Consider the following 20,990-nt stretch of genomic DNA (forward strand, 5'->3'; position numbering starts at 1 on the left):
ATGTAGTGGAAAACCAGAAAAAAAATACTATCACGATTAAAATTGATGGTAAATCAAGAATGTATCAAGAGAATAAGCAAAATCTAAAACCAGAAAAAATGACTTCTAGTAAAACTTTTGTCGAAGATGATGGTCGAAAACTAGAATTCAATAAACGACCAGTAGAAAAGGGACATATAAAGGAACCGAATTATGAGGAAGTGGCAGCGGCTTCTGCTGAAAAGAATGAAGAAGACTTTGACTGGATTCTCCCAGAAACTAGCGAGGAACCAGAACTAGAGGAGTACAAGATTGCTAGCTATACTAGTAAACCCAATAAGGGAAAGAGCGTGATCAAGGCCCTTAAGAAAAATAAAAATAATCTATCTCCTTCTATTTTCTTTGCCCTCTTTTTTGCCGTAATCATTGGAATGAGCTTTGGATTTATCCTCTTAAGACTTGTCATAAGTGACCAGACGCTTGGAGGACAAGAAGTAGTTACGACGGTTCCCCCTACGGAACAACAAAGCGAACAGGCGAATGTAGTAAGTTATACATTACCGGTTGTTTCTACTTTTGTTGTCCAAGAAAGTGCCTATTCTTCTGTTGAAGCAGCAAATGAAGGCAAGAAAGTTCTTGATCAAAAAGAAATTCCCTCTTCAGTCGTTACTACAGATAGAAGTTATCTGTTTGTTGGCATTGGTGTAACGAAAGAAAGTGGTAAAGCAATTGGTGAAGGTTTAATGGAAAAAGGCATCGACGATATATATGCAAAAGAAATACAAGTCGGTGGCATTCAGCTAAACGAAATCACCAGTACGGAACAAAAGTTACTAGAACAGGCATCACAATTATATGCACCACTAGTGACAATTAGTACAAGTCTCACACTTGAACAATCCATTCCTGAAGACGCATCAAATACTGTCACACAAATGAAAGTCGAGTGGGATAAAATTGATAGTAATGAAATTAAAAGTGAAAGATTTATTCAGATCAAAGAGGAAATAGATAAAGCAATAACTGTAGCTATAAATCCATCAAAAGAGAAGAGTGCTGAGCTTCAGCAGCATTTATTAAGCTTTTTGTCCTTATACCAATCAGAAAAATAAAAATATCGACATTTTCGGATATTTTCCGGGAAATGGCGAAAAAATAGCAGAGTCTTGTCAATCCATTGACAAGCTCTGTTTTTTTTTAGAAAAAAGGTCAGTTAATAAATGACTGGCATTCTATTTTTTGTTACGATAAAAAGGTATCTCCCCTATGATCCAAATAAAAAGGTAAGGTGATCTTATGCAAAGCCTCATTTTAGCCTCTTCCTCTCCTCGACGAAAGGAACTGTTATCCATTCTTCAAATCCCGTTTGAGGTTAAAGCAAGTGATGTGGATGAAACCTTTCATTCTGAACTTGCACCACAAGAAGTAGTTATTAATTTAGCAGAGCGTAAGGCAAAGCATGTGTCAAAAAATGATTCTTCAGCTATCGTCATTGGTGCAGACACGATCGTTGTTGTGGCAGGTGAAATTTTAGGGAAACCTAATAACCCAACCGAAGCTTTTGAGATGTTAAGGAAATTATCTGGTTCGACACATTCTGTATACACAGGAGTTGCGATTGTATCGGCTGTTCGAACAACGACTTTTTATGAAAAGACGGATGTAACATTCTGGGAGTTAACTGACGAAGAAATTCACTCCTATATAAGTACCGGTGAACCGTACGATAAGGCAGGAAGCTACGGTATTCAGGGATTCGGTAGCACTTTAGTGAAACGAATTTCAGGTGATTATTTTACGGTCGTTGGATTACCGATAGCACGTCTTGTCCGCGAATTAAAACCTTTTAGGTGATGAAGGTTCTAAGTCGCCCTCCCAAAAAACTAGGAGGTACGAAATGCGAACAGAAGCTATGATGATTAAGGACTATCCCCATGAAGACCGTCCCCGGGAGCGCTTTGTAAAAAGCGGTCCAGAAAGCCTTTCAAACCATGAACTTCTTGCTCTTCTTTTGAGAACGGGAACAAAAGAAGAGTCTGTTCTTCAATTGGCCAATCGACTATTAAATCATTTTGAAGGACTTAGGCTTCTAAAAGAAGCGACCTTAGATGAAATGACCCAAATTAAAGGGATTGGGATGGCTAAAGCTATTCAAGTACTTGCTGCCGTAGAAATAGGGAGGCGAATAACAAACTTGAATTATGATGATCGGTATGTCATTCGTTCACCTGAAGATGGTGCTAAGTATGTCATGCAGGATATGAGATTCCTTAGTCAAGAACATTTTGTATGTCTATATCTTAATACAAAAAATCAAGTCCTCCATAAAAAAACAGTCTTTATTGGGAGCTTAAATGCTTCCATCGTTCATCCTCGCGAGTTGTACAAGGAAGCTATAAAACGTTCTGCAGCTTCTGTAATATGTGCACATAATCATCCATCAGGAGTGCGCCTGTATGGTGCCGCATAATAGCATTCTAAAAGAATTAGAACTCCTTACATGGTTCTATGGTCAGCATCTTACCTGAAAGGGAAACCTGTAAAGGGAAAAAAGCATGATGTGAAAAGGGAAAGAGACGATTTGCTATCATATCGAGTCAGTTTCTCAGACCAAGTGATGTATGGTAAAGGCTAGACTGCTTGAATCCTAGGCGAAGGAGCGAAGGGTACGCCGTTACTTATGATAGCTAACAGGTAACGAGGACAATATCGTAGGAGTTCTCCTGACTTTTTACGATTGTAAGGATTGTCCTTCTATACTCTATAAAGAGTAAAACGTCAAAAGGGGTACCTAACCATCACGTTCTATTATGTTGCATAATTCAGGGATTGCCTAAGTGCAACAAAGGTTGTATATGGTAACGGAGTCACCATAGTACTCAACGTTTACCTGTAATGGGTTTAGCAAGGGGAAGGGTGACAGGCTACAATTCGTTCATTTGAAAGGTGTCATGAACATGGCAAAAAATCCATTTCAACAATTAGACGTTTTGAAAATGGCTATACAAAAAGGGAAACAAATTACGGATTGCTATCGTCTTATGTATAAGAAGGATTTATGGATAAGGGCACAAAAACAATTATATGATCTGAAAAATTCAACTGATTTTCCTATGTTAGAAATCGATGAAATCATCTTAAATCTAAAAAAGGGAATGTTCCGTTTCGATAATCATAGGGACAAGTTACAGGATTCAATTTCTCCATCTTATAGAGAGTTAATGGTCCTTGAGGTAATCAAGGTAATTCTTACAACCATATTTAAAGAAACTCACTATAATAAGGATGAACTGAATCAATCTCTCAAAGAAGTAAAAAGAAATTGGAGTGACCAAACCTGGTTGATTTTAGGAAATATAAATCATAAAGAGTCTCCTTTTTGGTACCATCAGCTCCTGAAAAATATTGAAAATAAGGTAAGTGACCGACGTTTCTTCCTCCTCCTTCATAATGCAATATTTTCAGGATTAATCGATAAAGAAACTACAAACAAAGGTACATCTCTTAAATCAATACTTTACTCTATTTATTTTCAAGAAGTGGATTTATTATTGAAAATGAAATTGAATAAGGGGAAAATTGCAAATACTACCTTAGGAACGTTCAAGTATTTCGAAGAGTTTGAACAGTTCTTCATGACATTTAAAGGTTCAAAAGACGAAGCAGTCCAGGTTTTTAATGAGGTACAACGAGCTTTTAGCTTGAAACTTTTATATGAAAACAAAGAATATTCCTTGACCCTTTCCAATCTCAAGGAATCTGCTTTTTTATGTGGATATGAGATGATTTCGTGTAGGAAAACTAACACTCTTCTTTTTAAGATTCCTTTCGTTACATTAAAGAGACTATCAAAAAAATACGGAAAGATGGAAGATTTTCTCCCTATACCTCGACCGGCATTAATCAACCTCTCGGAACGTCAAATTATGCGGGTGTATCATTTTGAATTAATAAAGGTAGTTATGATGTATAGAGGAGCAAGTAATTGGCATGACCTCTCTAAACTATTCTCCTTAGCTAGAGGCAGTTTTATCAGAACGATAGCAAGGAAAAGAAAGTGTTCAGTTAACAAAGTTAGTCTAGAAATGAAATCGTATCAACAAGGTGATCTTTGTATAAAAGTGAAAGTGGAAGGAGAAGTTGAACGCTTATATCCATTTATTAAATTATCTGAGTTTTCCTTTTTGAGATATTAAGCCTTGTAGCTGGCGAGCCGTATACGCTAAAAGGTGTACGTACGGTTCTGTGGGAGGAGAGAAGAAACCAGTAACTGTTATTTGGCGCTTTTCTCCTACCCTACGATCCTACTCCTAGCAAGGAGGACATTGAGGTTACGAAAAGACTAGCAGAATGTGGGAAAATATTAGGCATAGAAATTCTTGACCATTTGATTATTGGGGAAAATAAATTTGTCAGTTTAAAGGAAAAAGGCTATTTATGACACTATGAATTTATTTGACGATGCGATATAATAAGCTTTATGATTTTTTTGCAATAAAACACTAAGATGAATTCATAATAAATAGCTTTGACTAGCAAAAGTGAATTTCCATATTGGACAAACCATTAGACGGATGACTTTATTCGACGATTTGGATGAGAAAGGGAGATACTTCATGTTTGGAATAGGAACAAGAGATCTTGGGATTGATTTAGGAACAGCAAATACACTTGTGTATGTGAAAGGAAAAGGGATTGTTGTAAGGGAGCCTTCTGTTGTTGCGCTGCAAACAGATACCAAACATATTGTAGCAGTAGGGAACGACGCGAAAAATATGATTGGCCGTACACCAGGTAATGTGGTAGCTCTTAGACCAATGAAAGATGGTGTTATCGCTGATTATGAAACAACTGCAACGATGATGAAATATTACATAAATCAAGCAAACAAAAGCAAGGGACTCTTTTCAGGCAAACCTTATGTAATGGTATGTGTACCATCAGGTATAACGGCTGTAGAACAGAGAGCAGTGATTGATGCAACTCGTCAAGCTGGTGCTAGGGATGCATACCCGATAGAAGAACCGTTTGCAGCTGCAATTGGAGCAAATCTCCCTGTATGGGAGCCTACAGGAAGTATGGTTGTCGACATCGGAGGCGGGACAACTGAGGTTGCTATTATCTCATTGGGCGGTATCGTGACTAGTCAGTCCATTCGCATTGCTGGAGATGAAATGGATGAAGCAATTATTAATTATATTCGAAAAACGTACAACCTTCTGATCGGTGATCGTACAGCAGAAACGATTAAAGTGGAAATTGGAAGTGCGGGTGACCCTGAAGGCATTGAGAATATGGAAATACGTGGTCGTGATTTGTTAACAGGACTACCGAAAACGATTGAAATTAGAGCGGAGGAAATCTCGAAAGCTCTTCATGATACGGTATATGCAATCGTTGATGCGGTTAAGGTTACATTGGAAAAAACTCCACCAGAACTTGCTGCAGATATTATGGATCGTGGGATTGTCCTTACAGGCGGAGGTGCGCTTCTTCGTAATTTAGACCGAGTGATTAGCGAAGAAACCAATATGCCAGTACTCATTGCTGAAAACCCACTTGATTGTGTGGCAATAGGTACAGGAAAAGCTCTTGATCATATTCATCTCTTTAAAAATAAAGCTTCAGAAACACGATAAGCAAATGATCTTTCCCTCACTCCCTAAGGAGTGAGGGAATACCCCTGTGTGGGAAAATATTTTCACTTGAGGTGTAAGACATGCCACAATTTTTATCAAATAAACGCCTTATCATATTACTAGTTAGCATCATTATTCTCGTGGCATTAATCGGTTTTTCAATAAGAGAGCGAGAGAAGTTAACATGGCCTGAACAATTTATTAAAGATACGACAGGATGGGTACAATCGGCCTTTTCGCGTCCTGCTAATTATGTAGCAGGTTTCTTTGAGAATGTTAGAGACTTGCAAAATACATATGAAGAGAACAAGGAATTAAAAGCTAGACTAGACGAGTTAGTTCAGCTTGAGGTAGATGTTCAAACACTAGCAAAAGAGAATAAAGAGTTAAGAGAGATTCTAGATAATAAGGAAGATCTAAGCGCATTTGATCCTGTGCAGGCCATCGTTGTTGGTAGAAACCCTGAAAGATGGCATGAACTACTCGTTATTAATAAGGGGAAACAAGAAGGTATCCAACAAAATATGGCGGTTATCACTGCAAATGGGCTCATTGGAAAGGTGAAAAGCACGAGTCAATTCACCTCGACCATTCAGCTATTAAGTGCAAATGACCCAACAAATCGAATTTCTGCAAAAATAATAGGTGAAACAGAAACTTATGGGACCATTGAAGGATATGATGAGGAAAGGAAACTCCTTAAACTTAAGAGGCTTCCGTATGATGCGAAAATAGAGAAAGACCAGATTGTTACTACTTCCGGACTAGGTGGAGTTTTTCCAAAGAATTTACCTGTTGGTAAAGTGGTTGAAGTCGTTCCAGATGAATTTGGATTAAACCAAACTGCGTATATAGAGCCAGGTGCCGATTTTTATGATATTCGTCACGTTATGGTTGTTACAGTTAAGACGAATACACCAGATTTAAGTGATATTTCTAGTGAAGAGGAGGAGGAATTGTGAAAAAACTCCTTCTTCCTATTTTTGTATTGTTTTTTTTCATTCTAGAGAGTTTGTTTGTCGAGCTCTTTTCTCCACAGCTTTTTAATAGTGATCGTATCATCGTCCCTCATTTTCTTTTAGTGGTTCTATTGTTTTTAACTGTTTATGGTGGAAAGAAACAGGGGATCCTGTATGCGGCTATTTTTGGGCTGCTCTTTGATATTGTCTATACAGAAGTGATTGGGATATATTTCTTTTTGTATCCACTGATCGCTTATTTTGTTTCAAAGACGATGCAGCTTATACATAATCATCTTGTTGTAGTTTCATTAACCAGCATGGTGGGAATCATTCTACTTGAACTAGGTGTGTATGAGTTAAATTTTTTATTAAAAGTGACTGAAATGGATTTTCAAACTTTCTTACAGGAGAGGCTTTATCCAACCTTGATATTAAATTTAGCATTTACGATTTTGGTTTCCTTTCTCCTAAAACGACAGTTTGATAAATATGCAGAGGAACTTAGAAATGAATAAAAAATCGATGCGATCAAAAAAGGATTTCTGGGGCTTAAGGTCGAAATAATATAAAGATATATGTCAGCTTGTTTCGTATTGAGCTTATTCTTAAGTTTGCTTAACATCGAGGGATGCTTTTCTATTGAGGTGACCAACTTAACATGAAGAAGACACAAAATGTGCTAATAAAAGGAACAAAGGATGGTTTAACGTTACACTTAGATGATCTTTGCTCTTATGAAGAATTAAAGAGAGAATTAGATTCCAAATTAACTGAAAATTCGTTAGCTAATAAGGATCGTCCTTTAATATCTGTTCGAGTTCAAGTAGGTAACCGATACTTGACAGAAGATCAGCAAGAAGAAATTAAAAATTTAATACGTCAAAAAAAGAATTTAGTCGTTGAATTAATTCAATCAAATGTAATGACAAGGGAAGAAGCCGAGCTAGCAATAGCAGCAAATGAGATCATCCCAGTAGCTAAAGTTATTCGTTCAGGGCAAGTACTAGAAGCACCAGGTGATCTGCTCTTAGTGGGAGATGTGAATCCTGGTGGGACCGTTCGAGCAGGCGGAAATATCTTTATTATGGGAGCGCTAAAGGGAATTGCTCACGCAGGATGCTTTGGAAACTCAAATGCTGTCGTTGTCGCCTCAGTGATGAATCCTTCACAAATCAGAATTAGTCATTGCATTAACCGTTCTCCAGATTATGGAACAGATAAAGAGAAACGGGTAATGGAATGTGCCTATATTGATGAAAACGATCACATTATTATTGATAGATTACAAGTATTATCTCAGCTAAGACCAAACTTAACGAAGCTGGAAGGGGGACGCTAAAATGGGACAAGCCATTGTTGTAACTTCGGGAAAAGGTGGAGTAGGGAAAACGACTACTTCTGCAAATATTGGAACAGCACTAGCCTTACAAGGGAAGCGTGTCTGCCTTGTTGATACAGATATCGGATTGAGAAACTTAGACGTTGTGATGGGTCTTGAAAACCGAATCATTTATGATTTAGTTGACGTCGTGGAAGGCCGCTGTAAGATTCATCAAGCGTTAGTTAAAGATAAGAGATTTGACGACCTACTATACTTACTTCCAGCTGCACAAACAAGTGATAAAACGGCAGTTCAGCCTGAACAAATGAAAACATTGATTAACAATTTGAAACAGGACTATGACTATATCATTATTGACTGTCCAGCGGGAATTGAACAAGGTTATAAAAATGCAGTTGCAGGTGCGGATAAAGCTATTGTTGTAACCACACCAGAGGTTTCAGCTGTAAGGGATGCCGACAGAATCATTGGACTTCTAGAAAAGGAAGAAAATGTGGAGGCACCAAAACTAGTAATCAATCGTATCCGCAGTCATATGATGAAAAATGGAGATATGCTTGATGTAGACGAAATCACAGCACACCTATCCATTGATTTAATCGGAATAGTCGCAGATGATGATGAAGTTATTAAAGCATCTAATCATGGTGAACCAATCGCTCTTAATCCTAACTCAAAAGCATCGATCGCCTATCGAAATATTGCACGCCGAATATTAGGAGAATCAATACCACTCCAACAGCTTGATGATAGTGATAAAGGTGTATTTACAAAAATTAAAAAATTTTTTGGTGTTAAGTAAAACCGAGATTGTTTCTCGGTTTTTTTATTTGGTTTCTTAGTACGTGTAAATGAATTGTATTGTCATAGGTTTGTCCTTTTGCACATAAACTTGTACAAAACGTAAAAGGAATGGTGGGGAAACCATGGGGTCAAGACCGGATGATATTCGTAAACGTATTGCAAAGCGAAAGAGGGAAAGGGACAGGCTTACACAAACCGTTGCTCATTCAAGGCTGTTGCTGCCAGAAACGGAAGAAACGCACGGATATGATCGGATTCCCACATATGAAAGTGGGAAAGGAGAAGAGCTTCATCCTCTATTTCGAAAGGAAGTATTTATTTTTAAAATTCTAGCCTCTACTATTTTGGTGTTCTTAGTAGCGATTATTTTTAGAAATAATGACGCTAGATTTGAAAGTGTTAGAGAATTTGTGTCGATAAACATGGAAAAGGACTTTCAATTTACGACAGTATCAAACTGGTATGAAGATCAGTTTGGAAAGCCTCTTGCACTATTGCCGTTTACCAATAATGAATCAGAGGAAATGAATCAGGAGTCGGAGCCATATGCCCTACCAGCGTCAGGGAAGATTCTAGAGGAATTTGGTGAAGACGGACAAAAGGTAACCATTGAAACACCTAAAGGTGCGGCTGTTACCGCGATGGGTGGTGGTATGGTTGAATTTGCTGGTGTGAAAGAGGGATTTGGGAAAACGGTTATTGTCCAGCACAGTGATAAGAGTGAGACTTGGTATGGAAATCTTGATGATATTTCAGTTAATCTTTATGAATACATCGAAAAAGGAAAAGAAATTGGAACAGCGATGGATAGTGATGATGGCGAAAAAGGTTCCTTTTACTTTGCCTTAAAAGAAGGAAATGAATTTATAGATCCTTTCCAGGTGATTCAGGTTGAATAAAATGATTGAGCTTTTTTCAAAAATTCATATTCATCCACTTTTGTGGGTAGTCGTGGCTTTGTCTGTATTAACTGGTCACTTTTATGAACTCCTTCTACTCTTAATCATTATCTTTATACATGAGCTAGGTCATGGGGTAGCTGCTTCTTATTTTTCATGGAGAATTAAAAAAATCACGTTGCTACCTTTTGGTGGTGTGGCAGAGATGGACGAACACGGAAACAGGCCTCTAAGAGAAGAAGCGATCGTCGTACTTTCTGGTCCTATACAACACATTTGGCTTGTTGCTATTGCCTATCTGCTTCATCAGGTTGGACTTTTGAATGATCATTTATTTTCCATGTTTATACAGTATAATGTAATGATATTTTTATTTAATCTGCTTCCTATTTGGCCATTAGACGGTGGGAAGTTCATTTTTTTATGGCTTTCTATCAATAAGCCCTTTCCAATCGCATTCAAACAAACACTTCTCCTCTCTTTCTATGTTTTATTATTATTTAGTGCTGTCATTATGGTCACAGAACCTTTAAATCTTAATGTTTGGATCATCATCTCGTTTCTTTTGTTTTCTTTGTATTATGAATGGAAGCAAAGAAGATATGTGTTTGTTCGGTTTTTACTTGAACGCTATTATGGGAAAAAGGATACCTTTGGAACACTCATTCCCATAAAGGTGGAAGAGGATGAGCTAATTATTCATGTACTTGAAAAATTTCAAAGAGGCTGTAAGCATCCAATAATCATTGAGAATGATGGACAGGAGAAAAGATTGCTTGATGAAAACGAATTGTTACATGCTTACTTTGCAGATAAACTTTTGATGGCAAGAATGAAGGATTTGCTTTATGAATATTGAACTATGATAATAAAGGTGACGTATTGATAAAGTGAGGAATAGATGTTGGATAAGATTATTGTGAATTATATAGGTAGAGAAAAACGCTATGCGATACTCAAGGATCAAAGAGTTGAGAAGCTGTATATAGAACAACCAAAGCAGCAGTCGCTCGTTGGTAATATATATTTAGGTACAGTAACGAAAGTCATGCCAGGGTTACATGCTGCTTTTGTTGATATTGGTGAAGAAAAGCAAGGGTTCTTACATAGAGATAAGCTCGTTACATTTCTATCATCAAAAGATGAAAAAACGGTAAAAGAGACCAAAGCGATTGGATCATTTGTCCATCAAGGGGAGAGACTTCTTGTTCAGGTGGAAAAAGATGCAAGCGGTGATAAAGGACCACGTTTAACAGGGATTGTTGAAATTAATGGAAAGAATATTGTGTATCTGCCAAATGGCTATTATGTGGCTGTCTCAAGAAAAATAGAAGATTCACAGCAAAGAGAAAGCTGGCGTCAAATAGGACATGAACTGAAAGAAGAGCATGAAGGGCTCATTTTTCGTACATCATGTTCGGATGCAAAAAAAGAGGAAATTGAAACAGAGCTTCACCATTTACGAAGTCGGTATCATGAACTCATAAAATCTTTGAAGATGGTAAAGAAACCGATGGTTGTTCATGAAAGTGAGCACTTTATTAAGGAACTTAGGGAAGAATGTAAAAAAATGAAGTCTGCCACCATTGTGATTGACGACATTAGCCTAAGGGATAAACTATTAGCAGGTGGTTCTGATGATCTAGTATGTGAAATTATATATTTTCATGAGAAACAAAATATATTTTCCGCATACGGGATTGAAGACTCAGTTGAAAAAGCATTAAGACGTGTCGTTTGGCTGTCAAACGGTGCATATATAGTGATTGATGAAACGGAAGCTCTTACCATTATTGATGTGAATACAGGAAAGTATTCAGGGAAAAATCATCTTCAAGATACCGTTCTGAAGACAAATGAGCTTGCAGCAGAAGAGATTGCACGTCAATTAAGAATAAGGGACATTGGTGGAATTATTCTTATTGATTTTATTGATATGAAGAATATAAGTGACCAAGAAATGGTTCAAAAGAAACTGGAAAGAGCTTTGCAAAAGGATCATAAACGAACAAATATTGTTGGATTTACTCAGCTAGGTATCATGCAGCTTACTAGGAAAAAAACAAAAGTAGCACTTTCTGAAGGTTTAACTGAAAAATGTAAGGTCTGTGATGGGACGGGAAGTGTGTTAAGTGCAGAAACGCTTGCTTTCAAGTTGGAACGAGAGCTTTGGGAGCTAAGAGGGACTGATTACGAGTCTGTTACCATTGAAACTACGGAAGAAGTAAAAAATGTGTTTTCAGGTTTGGAAGGAAAACATCTGAAGAGAATGGAAGAATCAATCCATGTATCGCTTCGTTTTGTTATCATATCGAACCATAAACCTTTCTATAAAATTACGAAGATCATCTAACGGTGAGCTTTTTTGTATTGACAATAAGAGTTAAAATATGATAATATCGTTTATGTTATGTTTGTAGCACCCGTGCTACAACCGCGCAGATCAGGTTATAAGTCTTTCGTTAGAAAAGCGCCTGTGATGGCGAGTCTTAGTTTATAAGGAGGTGCAGTTCATGTACGCAATTATTGAAACAGGCGGAAAGCAAGTAAAGGTAGAAGAAGGACAAACTATCTACATTGAAAAGCTAAACGCTGAAGCAGGCGAAACTGTTACATTTGACAAGGTTTTATTCGTTGGTGGAGAAAGCGTAAAGGTAGGAAGCCCAGTTGTTGAGGGTGCTACGGTTACAGCTAAAGTTGAAAAGCAAGGTCGCGCTAAGAAGATCATTGTTTTCAAGTACAAGGCGAAGAAGAACCAACGCAAAAAGCAAGGTCATCGTCAACCATACACAAAAGTTGTCATTGAAAAAATCAACGCATAAGGCGGTCTAAGATGATTCAAACGACGATTTATCGTACTGAATCTGGACACATAAAGTCGTTTACATTGAGTGGTCATGCTCTCTTTGCTAACCGAGGGGACGATATCGTCTGTGCCGGTGTCTCTGCCGTTTCATTCGGTGCTATTAACTCAGTTATTGCGTTAACAGGTGTTGAACCCGAAATTGAGCAAGGAGATGGTGGCTTTCTCCGCTGTGTGATTCCGACTAATCTCTCTACGGACATACAGGAGAAGGTACAGCTATTGCTTGAAGGCATGGTCGTGTCATTACAAACGATTGAGAGAGATTACGGGAAATATGTAAAAATTACCTTCAAAAAGTAGGAGGTGGAACAATAATGTTAAGATTAGATCTTCAGTTTTTCGCTTCTAAAAAGGGAGTAGGTTCTACAAAGAACGGTCGTGATTCACATGCTAAGCGCCTTGGTGCTAAGCGTGCAGATGGTCAATTCGTATCTGGTGGTTCAATCCTTTACCGTCAACGTGGCACAAAGATTTATCCAGGTGTGAACGTTGGTAAGGGTGGAGATGACACTCTATTCGCGAAAGTGGACGGAGTAGTTAAATTCGAACGCCTAGGACGTGACCGTAAGCAAGTGAGCGTATACCCTGTAGCTCAAGAAGCTTAATTCTTTTAGAAAAAACTCTAACCTTTAGGTTAGAGTTTTTTTAATCATAAAGCTATTACCAAGGTTTTCTTTTTTGCTATACTAAAAACAAGCAGTTTTCTGACTGATAACGAATTGGTACAGGAGTGCATGACATGAATAAGGATTGGACGACGGTTGAGTTGCTGAGTCACTCTCGTCACGATTGGTTAAATAAAGTACAGCTCATAAAAGGTAACTTATCTTTACATAAATACGACAGGGTAAACGAAATCATTCAGGAAATTGTTATTGAGGCACAAAATGAGGCTCGTCTCTCTCAATTACATACACCACAGCTTGCTGCCCTCTTTCTTACCTGCAACTGGAACAACTTCTCTTTTCAGGTAGATTATGAAGTGCTCGAGGCATCTACCGACAACCAAAACATAATTAATGACACTGTTGCTTTGAACTGGATAACCTTATTTTTTGAGTGTTTACAGCAAACGGTTCAGGAGTTTGCTGAGAATCATCTATCAATCACGATCGACAGACAACAAAAGGCAGCCTGTTTCTTTTTTGATTTTAGAGGAATAATAAAAAATAGGACAGGACTTGTAGAATTTTTTGAAAGAAAAGAAACATTAATAGAAGTAATCGTTCATGAATGTTCGGAACAGGAATTTTCGTTACAGGTATTCTTACCATATGAGGAATAATTGGATCATTCGATTCTCGTCATGTGATGACAACTTCTATCAGGCTCATTACTATAGAGCAACAACATAGGACAGACGGGAGGATTTACGATGTTTGTAGATCAGGTAAAGATATACGTAAAGGGTGGAGACGGTGGAAACGGGATGGTAGCATTCCGCCGTGAAAAATATGTACCAAAGGGTGGACCTGCTGGAGGTGACGGCGGGAAAGGTGCAGATGTGGTTTTTGAGGTTGAAGAAGGCTTACGAACGCTAATGGATTTTAGATACCAAAGGCATTTTAAAGCTCCCCGTGGTGAGCATGGGATGTCCAAAAATCAGCATGGTAAAAATTCGAAAGATATGATTGTTAAAGTACCACCAGGGACTGTCGTAAAAGATGCAGAAACAAATGAAATTATTGGCGATTTAGTTGAACATGGACAACGTGCAATTATTGCTAGAGGTGGTCGAGGCGGTAGAGGAAATTCGCGATTCGCTACACCTGCTAATCCAGCACCTGAATTATCTGAACATGGTGAACCAGGGCAGGAAAGAGATGTAATTCTCGAGCTCAAGCTTCTAGCTGATGTTGGATTGGTGGGCTTCCCTAGCGTTGGAAAGTCAACATTACTGTCTGTCGTTTCTTCTGCAAAACCGAAAATTGCTGAGTATCATTTTACAACGATTGTTCCGAACCTTGGAATGGTCGAGACAGAAGATGGAAGAAGCTTTGTAATGGCTGATCTGCCTGGACTAATTGAAGGCGCTCATTCCGGTGTAGGGCTTGGTCATCAGTTTCTGCGACATATTGAAAGAACAAGGGTGATCGTTCATGTAATTGATATGGCTGCAACAGAAGGAAGAGATCCTTATGAGGATTACGTAACGATCAATAAGGAGTTGCAGGAGTATAATTTACGTTTAACTGAAAGACCACAGATCATCGTAGCCAATAAGATGGATATGCCAGAAGCTGAAGAAAATTTGAAATCCTTTAAAGAAAAATTAACAGATGAATATCCCATCTTCCCAATATCAGCAATTACGCGCCAGGGACTTAGAGATTTACTTTTTGCGGTTGCTGACAAAATTGAACAAACTCCTGAATTTCCACTTCATGAAGAAGAGCTTGAGAGTACTGGAATACACCGCGTGCTTTACAAACATGAAGCAGAGCAGACAGAGTTCGTGATTTCGAGAGATCCGGATGGAGCCTTTGTTGTTTCAGGACATGCAGTGGAACGATTGTTTAAGATGACTGATTTCTCTAGAGACGAGTCGATCAAACGATTTGCTCGCCAGCTACGCGGTATGGGAGTCGATGAAGCGTTAAGAGAAAGAGGAGCAAAAAATGGTGATACAGTAAGACTTATGGATTATGAATTCGAATTTTTAGATTAGTATTTCGTAGCGCTTTACCTGGGGGTGGGGGAAATGAAAGAAGAAGATATATTAGACAAGAAGTTTTACTTAGTGCGTGAAGATGTGCTACCTGAAGCGATGAAAAAAACTCTCGATGCAAAGGAAATGCTTGAACGTGGGAAGGTTGAGTCTGTGTGGGATGCGGTTCAAAAGGTCGACTTAAGCCGCAGTGCCTTTTACAAATATAGAGACACAGTCTTTCCTTTCCACACGATTGTCAAAGAACGGCTAATAACCTTGTTTTTTCATCTCGAAGATCGTTCGGGTACGCTTTCACAGCTGCTTGGTGTGGTAGCATCATCTGGTTGTAACGTATTGACTATTCATCAGACAATCCCACTTCAAGGTAGGGCCAACGTAACGCTATCTTTAAATACGACGGATATGGCTATTGAGATTGAAGAACTGCTTGCACGATTACGTAGGATGGAATTTGTAGAAAAGGTTGAAGTACTAGGGTCAGGAGCATAATTGCTTCAGCCCTGTTTTTCATTTGTATACTTATTTTGTTTAAAGTGATAAAGTGATAAAAAGAGAGATATGGATTGTGGTACAAAGGAGAGAGAAGATTGAAAGTAGCATTTTTAGGACCAAGAGCCACGTTTACTGATTTAGTGACAAGAGAAATGTTTCCTCACGAGGAGCGAATTCCTTATGCCACAATTCCGGATTGCTTAGATGCAGTAATGGAGGAAGAAGTTGACGTTACGGTTGTTCCGCTTGAAAATACGTTAGAAGGATCGGTAAATATTACATTGGATTATTTAATTCATGAAATTAACTTACCGATTATTGCTGAGGTTACAACTCCAGTAAAGCAGCATTTACTTGTACATCCATCTGTGAAAGAGAGATGGCAGGAGGTAACAAAAGTATTAAGCCATCCGCATGCCATTGCTCAATGTCATAAGTTCCTTCACGGATCATTAAAAGGCGTACCTTGTGAGAATGCAACGAGCACAGCTGCTGCAGCGAAGTATATTATCGAACATCCGGATGAAAACGTAGCCGCTATTGCGAATCAACTAGCTGCTCTAGAATATGGACTAGCTGTTGCAAAAGATAATATTCACGACTACGACTTTAACCATACAAGATTTATCGTTCTATCAAAGAAAAACATCCCACTTCAGCCAAAAACCATTGATATCAAAGGTTATAAAACGACAGTAATGGTCACATTACCTACGGACCGGTCAGGTGCTTTACATCAAGTGCTATCTGCTTTTGCATGGAGAAAATTAAATTTATCAAAAATCGAGTCTCGTCCAATGAAGACGGGACTTGGAAATTATTTTTTTATCATTGATATTGAGGAAAAGATGGACGAAGTTCTGATCCCAGGTGCAATTGCCGAACTAGAAGCGCTAGGTTGTAGTGTATCGGTGCTTGGCAGCTATCCGTATTATCATGAAATTGGATAAAAAGAAAAGCGGAAGCGCCTTGCTAAGCCCCGACAAGCATAAGACGAATCACGCAGGAAGGCCTGCCTTCTGGAGAGATTTGGCTTATGACCCCGAGGGGCTAGGCGCTGGAGCTGGACAAAAAACCTAGTTGCTTTAACGAGCAACTAGGTTTTTTTATTTTCGATCAATGAGAAAACCAGCTTTGTCCAGTGCTTCTTCGACTTGATCAAGGATTTGTTCAGATGGAGCGGAGATGGTGTGAATATGAATGCCTCCTGTTAACTCTGAGAGGTAGGAGGATTTGGTTGATTGCATCTTTTCTAAGAATTGCTTTACTTCTCTACGATTTGACACCATGATGGATGCCGTCAAATCACCATATATTGGATGTTCAATTCTTACATCTTTAACAGTAACTCCATGATCAACGAGCAAATTTAGTTCTTCTTCTGCTTGCTCAGGTGGATGTGAACAGGCAATGGTTCGGTAAATAGGAGCATCGTTCACTTGATTGGAGAGATATAAATAGCCCTGGCTCGTGGCCATAATTGGCTCACCTTTTGCCTTTAAAAGTGTAATGTCCCCAACAATTACTTGTCTGCTAACATTTGTTCTTGTTGAGAGTTCCCCTCCAGTAATCGGTGCACCACTTGATTTAAGCCATTCAAGAATGAGCTCACGACGGTTTTCTCCTAATATCTTTTTCTCACTCATTTTAAACGTCTCCCTTATTGTCAACACTACGGTTATTTTACCATACTTGTTATTTGATTATCACGCTGTGGTGCTTCTTGGATAATTGCAATAATGGTTTGAGCCAATCCTTTCACATCCGCTTCAGTTGTATGAACCCCGAACGATATACGGATGAACTCTTTTGCTGACTTATCATTTATCCCTAGTGCAAGCATCGTTTTGGAGGGGGTAGTCCGTCCCACTTGGCAGGCACTTCCAGTAGAGATTGCGTACCCTTTACGGTTAGCCTCTAGCATTACCCATTGACCTTCAAGTCCTTTTATTCGAAGACCTAGGATGGATGGTAGCTGGTCATCTACATTTCCATGAATAATGAGTTCATCTCTTACGTCCATTAGATGGAATAGAAACTCTTTACGTAATGATTTCATGTGGTCATGATGATGAGTTAAGTTTCCTATATGTTTACTAGCGGCTGTAACCATGCTAACAATGGCAGGAATATTCACTGTTCCTGGTCTCATTCCACGCTCATGTGACGTATTTGGATAATATGAATCAAATGGAATGGATGGTGAAACATATAGTGCACCAATCCCTTTAGGTCCATATATTTTATGACCTGAAATCGCAAGGCTATCTACGAATGGAGAAATCGTTTTTACATCCAACTTCCCAAAGGATTGTACACAGTCACTGTGTAGGAGAATGCCATTTTCCTTACAAACCGCACCAATTTCATTTAGTGGCTGTATCGTTCCAATCTCAGAATTAACATGTTGGATACAAGCAAGTACGGTATCACCACGAATAGCGGATTGAAACTCCTGCACATCAATCCTTCCATTATCCATTAAGGGCAATTCAGTTATCTCATAACCTTTTAACATTTTTAAGGAGGAATGGATAGAGGAATGTTCAGCAATATTCGTAATAATATGCTTTCCTTTTTTTGATGATTGCGATAAAAGCGATTGAATTGCAAGAAAATTCCCTTCAGAACCTCCGCTGGTAAAATAAACTCCTTCTTTCTTTACACCTAGTAATCTTGCAATCTCCTCTCTGCAGCCTTCAAGTAAGGTGGATGCACGACTCCCTATATCATGTAGGCTTTGAGAATTTCCATAATACTCAGTTGATGCTTTAACAAATGCTGACGCAGCTTCAGGGTCCAGTGGACAAGTTGCGGCATAATCAAAATATTTCATTTTCATCCCCCAAACTACTATATTTCCTTCATAAAACACTTGTCATAATTGTAATTGTATGTAAATATAAGTGTCAAGACACCTGTAAAATACGGATGGTGATAAAATGATACACTCCGATGTTTTAATTATTGGAAGTGGAGTGGCTGCTTTGCAATTGGCAAAGAAGCTTAGCTGTGATATGAATGTGATTATTCTCACAAAGTCAGAAGTGACAGATGGAAATTCAAATCTTGCTCAGGGTGGCATAGCTGCTGCAATAGCTATGGAAGACCATCCGGACAAACATTATCTTGATTCGTTGGAGGCAGGAAGGTACACGAATGATCGTGAGCTAGTGAAAGAAATGACAGCAATGGCTCCAGACCTAATAAAAGAAATGGTTTGTGATGGATGTACCTTTGACCGAGCAAAAGATGGCGGTTTACTGCTTGGATTGGAAGGTGCACATAGTCATCATCGAATTGTTCATAGCGGTGGCGATGCAACAGGGAAAAATGTAATGAATTATTTATTAAAGGAAACGATGCACATACAAATAATCGAAGAAATGGTTGTTTATGAGTTGTTGGTTATAGATGGAAAGTGTATCGGGGTAAAAGCTAAAAATAAACATGGAGAGACAAAAGTTTTTCTTGCAAACCATGTTGTTCTAGCAACAGGAGGACTTGGTCAAATTTATAGTTTTACTTCTAATGCAGAAACAGTAGTCGGGGATGGAATTGCACTAGCATACCGTGCAGGTGCGGAAGTAGCAGATTTAGAATTTATTCAATTCCACCCAACTCTTTTGTTTATTGAAGGGAAGTGTCAAGGACTAGTCTCGGAGGCAGTTCGCGGCGAAGGGGCATTTTTAACTTTACAGGATGGAACAAGAATTATGAAAAATGTACATCCCATGGAAGACCTAGCACCAAGACATATTGTGTCACAAACCATATTTGATTATTTGCAAGCAGGTGAGCAAGTATTTTTAGATATTCGTAAGATAAAAGATTTTACTGAAAAATTCCCAACCATAACAAAAATGTGTGAGGAGAATCAAGTGAATCTTTCAAAAGGTCTTATTCCGGTTGTGCCAGGCTGCCATTTTTTAATGGGCGGCGTGAAAACCGATCATTATGGACGTACAAGTGTTCATAACCTATATGCAATTGGCGAGGTAGCTTGCACAGGAATACACGGTGCCAACCGATTAGCTAGTAACTCCTTATTAGAAGGTCTTTTTTTCGGGAAGAGGCTTGCCGGTTTAATTAATCATGAAGGAAAACAGGATTCATCTTTATCTTCCTTTTTCGAAAGAAGTTCAGGGGAGGTGAGAGCAATGTCTCTACCGGATAAGACAGTTATACAGGCAAATATGATGAAACATGCAGGGATTGTAAGAAATAAGAAAGCTCTACAACAGCATTTAGCTTGGCTAGAGAGCTTCCAAATACAAGAGCTGATTAGTTATTCAATCGATGAAAAATCAAAGGAAGACATCCAAGTGATTTTTATGTTAATAACCGCTTGGTTAGTTACGAAATCAGCACTTCTTCGACAAGAGAGCCGAGGTGGGCATTTCCGTGAGGATTTTCCATTCGAAGATAGCGGCTGGTTAGAGAAGAAAATCATTTTAAAACATGAACAGGAGCAGGGATATTCCTATGAACAAACTAAAGCTGCGTTTACAAATTGAGCAATTTTTCCTGGAGGATATTGGGGAGAGAGATACAACAAGTGAGCTGATTTTTGGCGATGATGAGCAAGGGGAACTTGTGTTTATTGCGAAAGAGAATGGCATATTCTGTGGGGAAGAGATCATCCGAACTGGATTCACCCTTCTAGATACTGATGTGGTTTTTGATCTGGAAGTAAGGGATGGAGAACGGTTTGAAAAAGGCCAGAAGTTAGTAACCATAACTGGTCAAGTAACTACGTTATTAAAGGGGGAAAGAGTGGTACTTAACCTCGTTCAGCGAATGAGTGGAATTGCTACTCGAACTAAAGAAGCTGTAAATATAGTGGATTCTACTTCTACTAGAATTGTAGATACTCGAAAAACGACACCAGGTCTTCGAATGCTTGAAAAATATGCGGTTCGATGTGGTGGAGGTTTTAACCACCGCTTTGGTTTATACGATGGAGTAATGATTAAAGACAATCATATTGCTTTTGCAGGATCCATTTCAAAAGCGGTGGAAAAAGTAAAATCCAATTTAGGACATATGGTTAAAATTGAAGTGGAAATTGAATCGAAAGAGCAGCTTCTAGAGGCGATTGAAGCTGGTGCTGATGTAATTATGTTTGATAATCGTACACCTGATGAAATCAAAGAGTGGATCACTTTAGTTCCAAACGGAATCGTAACGGAAGCTTCTGGTGGTATTACGTTAGAGAACCTGTATACGTACAAGCATACGGGAGTCAATGTTATTTCATTAGGCTTTTTAACACATACGATTCAATCAATAGATATTAGTGCGAAAGTACATGTGAAGTAAGAGAGAGAGAGGAT

Annotated in this window: 22 protein-coding genes, 2 pseudogenes and 1 other annotated feature; of the genes and pseudogenes, 22 read left to right on the plus strand and 2 right to left on the minus strand. The window is 38.6% G+C overall.

What is annotated here, in order from left to right; translation table 11 throughout:
* The first annotated feature begins 5 nt into the window (after positions 1-5).
* From ACQ5H4_RS09625 to pheA, 20 genes and pseudogenes are all read left to right on the plus strand, one after another.
* Positions 6-1,091, plus strand: coding sequence for a hypothetical protein (locus ACQ5H4_RS09625; protein ID WP_430774731.1), 1,086 nt, complete (start codon positions 6-8; stop codon positions 1,089-1,091).
* 184 nt (positions 1,092-1,275) lie between these two features.
* Positions 1,276-1,833, plus strand: coding sequence for a Maf family protein (locus tag ACQ5H4_RS09630; protein WP_430774732.1), 558 nt, complete (start codon positions 1,276-1,278; stop codon positions 1,831-1,833).
* A 43-nt stretch (positions 1,834-1,876) separates the two neighbouring features.
* A pseudogene (radC, locus tag ACQ5H4_RS09635) lies at positions 1,877-2,425 on the plus strand (RadC family protein); the annotation flags it as partial.
* 511 nt (positions 2,426-2,936) lie between these two features.
* On the plus strand, positions 2,937-4,175 hold the full coding sequence (locus tag ACQ5H4_RS09640) for a hypothetical protein (protein ID WP_430774733.1): 1,239 nt from the start codon (positions 2,937-2,939) through the stop codon (positions 4,173-4,175).
* Between the two features lie 104 nt (positions 4,176-4,279).
* Positions 4,280-4,420, plus strand: a pseudogene (locus ACQ5H4_RS09645) (JAB domain-containing protein); the annotation flags it as partial.
* Between the two features lie 175 nt (positions 4,421-4,595).
* Positions 4,596-5,618 carry a rod shape-determining protein gene (locus ACQ5H4_RS09650; RefSeq protein WP_119709274.1) on the plus strand — a complete coding sequence of 341 codons (1,023 nt, stop codon included), beginning with the start codon at positions 4,596-4,598 and terminating at the stop codon, positions 5,616-5,618.
* Between the two features lie 80 nt (positions 5,619-5,698).
* Positions 5,699-6,580: a rod shape-determining protein MreC gene (gene mreC / locus ACQ5H4_RS09655; RefSeq protein ID WP_430774734.1), complete on the plus strand. Its 882-nt coding sequence runs from the start codon at positions 5,699-5,701 to the stop codon at positions 6,578-6,580.
* The gene (gene mreD, locus ACQ5H4_RS09660) at positions 6,577-7,095 is read left to right on the plus strand and encodes a rod shape-determining protein MreD (RefSeq protein ID WP_430774735.1); all 519 of its coding nucleotides are present in this window, start codon (positions 6,577-6,579) and stop codon (positions 7,093-7,095) included. The genes mreC and mreD overlap by 4 nt, the downstream gene beginning before the upstream one ends.
* A gap of 143 nt (positions 7,096-7,238) precedes the next feature.
* Positions 7,239-7,919 carry a septum site-determining protein MinC gene (gene minC / locus ACQ5H4_RS09665; protein ID WP_430774736.1) on the plus strand — a complete coding sequence of 227 codons (681 nt, stop codon included), beginning with the start codon at positions 7,239-7,241 and terminating at the stop codon, positions 7,917-7,919.
* A gap of 1 nt (position 7,920) precedes the next feature.
* Positions 7,921-8,724, plus strand: a complete 804-nt coding sequence (gene minD / locus ACQ5H4_RS09670; RefSeq protein WP_119709270.1) for a septum site-determining protein MinD — start codon at positions 7,921-7,923, stop codon at positions 8,722-8,724.
* Between the two features lie 124 nt (positions 8,725-8,848).
* Positions 8,849-9,625 carry a peptidoglycan DD-metalloendopeptidase family protein gene (locus tag ACQ5H4_RS09675; protein ID WP_430774737.1) on the plus strand — a complete coding sequence of 259 codons (777 nt, stop codon included), beginning with the start codon at positions 8,849-8,851 and terminating at the stop codon, positions 9,623-9,625.
* A complete protein-coding gene (locus ACQ5H4_RS09680; protein WP_430774738.1) occupies positions 9,618-10,484 on the plus strand; it encodes a M50 family metallopeptidase in 867 nt (288 codons plus the stop codon). The genes ACQ5H4_RS09675 and ACQ5H4_RS09680 overlap by 8 nt, the downstream gene beginning before the upstream one ends.
* Positions 10,485-10,529: 45 nt before the next feature.
* Positions 10,530-11,978 carry an Rne/Rng family ribonuclease gene (locus ACQ5H4_RS09685; protein WP_430774739.1) on the plus strand — a complete coding sequence of 483 codons (1,449 nt, stop codon included), beginning with the start codon at positions 10,530-10,532 and terminating at the stop codon, positions 11,976-11,978.
* A 69-nt stretch (positions 11,979-12,047) separates the two neighbouring features.
* Positions 12,048-12,125, plus strand: a sequence feature (ribosomal protein L21 leader region).
* A gap of 13 nt (positions 12,126-12,138) precedes the next feature.
* Positions 12,139-12,447, plus strand: coding sequence for a 50S ribosomal protein L21 (rplU, locus tag ACQ5H4_RS09690; RefSeq protein WP_391557273.1), 309 nt, complete (start codon positions 12,139-12,141; stop codon positions 12,445-12,447).
* An 11-nt stretch (positions 12,448-12,458) separates the two neighbouring features.
* On the plus strand, positions 12,459-12,791 hold the full coding sequence (locus ACQ5H4_RS09695) for a ribosomal-processing cysteine protease Prp (protein ID WP_430774740.1): 333 nt from the start codon (positions 12,459-12,461) through the stop codon (positions 12,789-12,791).
* 14 nt (positions 12,792-12,805) lie between these two features.
* The gene (gene rpmA, locus ACQ5H4_RS09700; protein WP_160547636.1) at positions 12,806-13,096 is read left to right on the plus strand and encodes a 50S ribosomal protein L27; all 291 of its coding nucleotides are present in this window, start codon (positions 12,806-12,808) and stop codon (positions 13,094-13,096) included.
* Positions 13,097-13,230: 134 nt separating this feature from the next.
* Positions 13,231-13,776, plus strand: coding sequence for a Spo0B C-terminal domain-containing protein (locus ACQ5H4_RS09705; protein ID WP_430774741.1), 546 nt, complete (start codon positions 13,231-13,233; stop codon positions 13,774-13,776).
* 90 nt (positions 13,777-13,866) lie between these two features.
* On the plus strand, positions 13,867-15,159 hold the full coding sequence (gene obgE, locus ACQ5H4_RS09710) for a GTPase ObgE (RefSeq protein ID WP_430774742.1): 1,293 nt from the start codon (positions 13,867-13,869) through the stop codon (positions 15,157-15,159).
* A gap of 33 nt (positions 15,160-15,192) precedes the next feature.
* On the plus strand, positions 15,193-15,651 hold the full coding sequence (locus ACQ5H4_RS09715; protein ID WP_119709261.1) for an ACT domain-containing protein: 459 nt from the start codon (positions 15,193-15,195) through the stop codon (positions 15,649-15,651).
* A 98-nt stretch (positions 15,652-15,749) separates the two neighbouring features.
* The gene (gene pheA, locus ACQ5H4_RS09720; RefSeq protein WP_430774743.1) at positions 15,750-16,604 is read left to right on the plus strand and encodes a prephenate dehydratase; all 855 of its coding nucleotides are present in this window, start codon (positions 15,750-15,752) and stop codon (positions 16,602-16,604) included.
* Positions 16,605-16,760: 156 nt separating this feature from the next.
* On the opposite strand, the gene ACQ5H4_RS09725 is transcribed toward pheA, so the two are convergent.
* Both ACQ5H4_RS09725 and ACQ5H4_RS09730 read right to left on the minus strand, forming a co-directional pair.
* Entirely contained in the window at positions 16,761-17,300 is a 540-nt protein-coding gene (locus tag ACQ5H4_RS09725; protein WP_430774744.1) for a transcription repressor NadR, read from the minus strand.
* A 32-nt stretch (positions 17,301-17,332) separates the two neighbouring features.
* Positions 17,333-18,490, minus strand: a complete 1,158-nt coding sequence (locus ACQ5H4_RS09730; RefSeq protein ID WP_430774745.1) for an IscS subfamily cysteine desulfurase — start codon at positions 18,488-18,490, stop codon at positions 17,333-17,335.
* A gap of 106 nt (positions 18,491-18,596) precedes the next feature.
* On the opposite strand from ACQ5H4_RS09730, the gene nadB reads away from it, so the two are divergent.
* A complete protein-coding gene (gene nadB / locus ACQ5H4_RS09735) occupies positions 18,597-20,171 on the plus strand; it encodes an L-aspartate oxidase (RefSeq protein WP_430774746.1) in 1,575 nt (524 codons plus the stop codon).
* Positions 20,140-20,976: a carboxylating nicotinate-nucleotide diphosphorylase gene (gene nadC / locus ACQ5H4_RS09740; protein ID WP_430774747.1), complete on the plus strand. Its 837-nt coding sequence runs from the start codon at positions 20,140-20,142 to the stop codon at positions 20,974-20,976. Before nadB ends, nadC begins: the two co-directional genes overlap by 32 nt.
* The last annotated feature ends 14 nt before the right edge of the window (positions 20,977-20,990 follow it).

Source organism: Bacillus coreaensis (assembly GCF_050586445.1).
In the GTDB taxonomy this organism is placed as follows: domain Bacteria; phylum Bacillota; class Bacilli; order Bacillales; family Cytobacillaceae; genus Robertmurraya_A; species Robertmurraya_A coreaensis.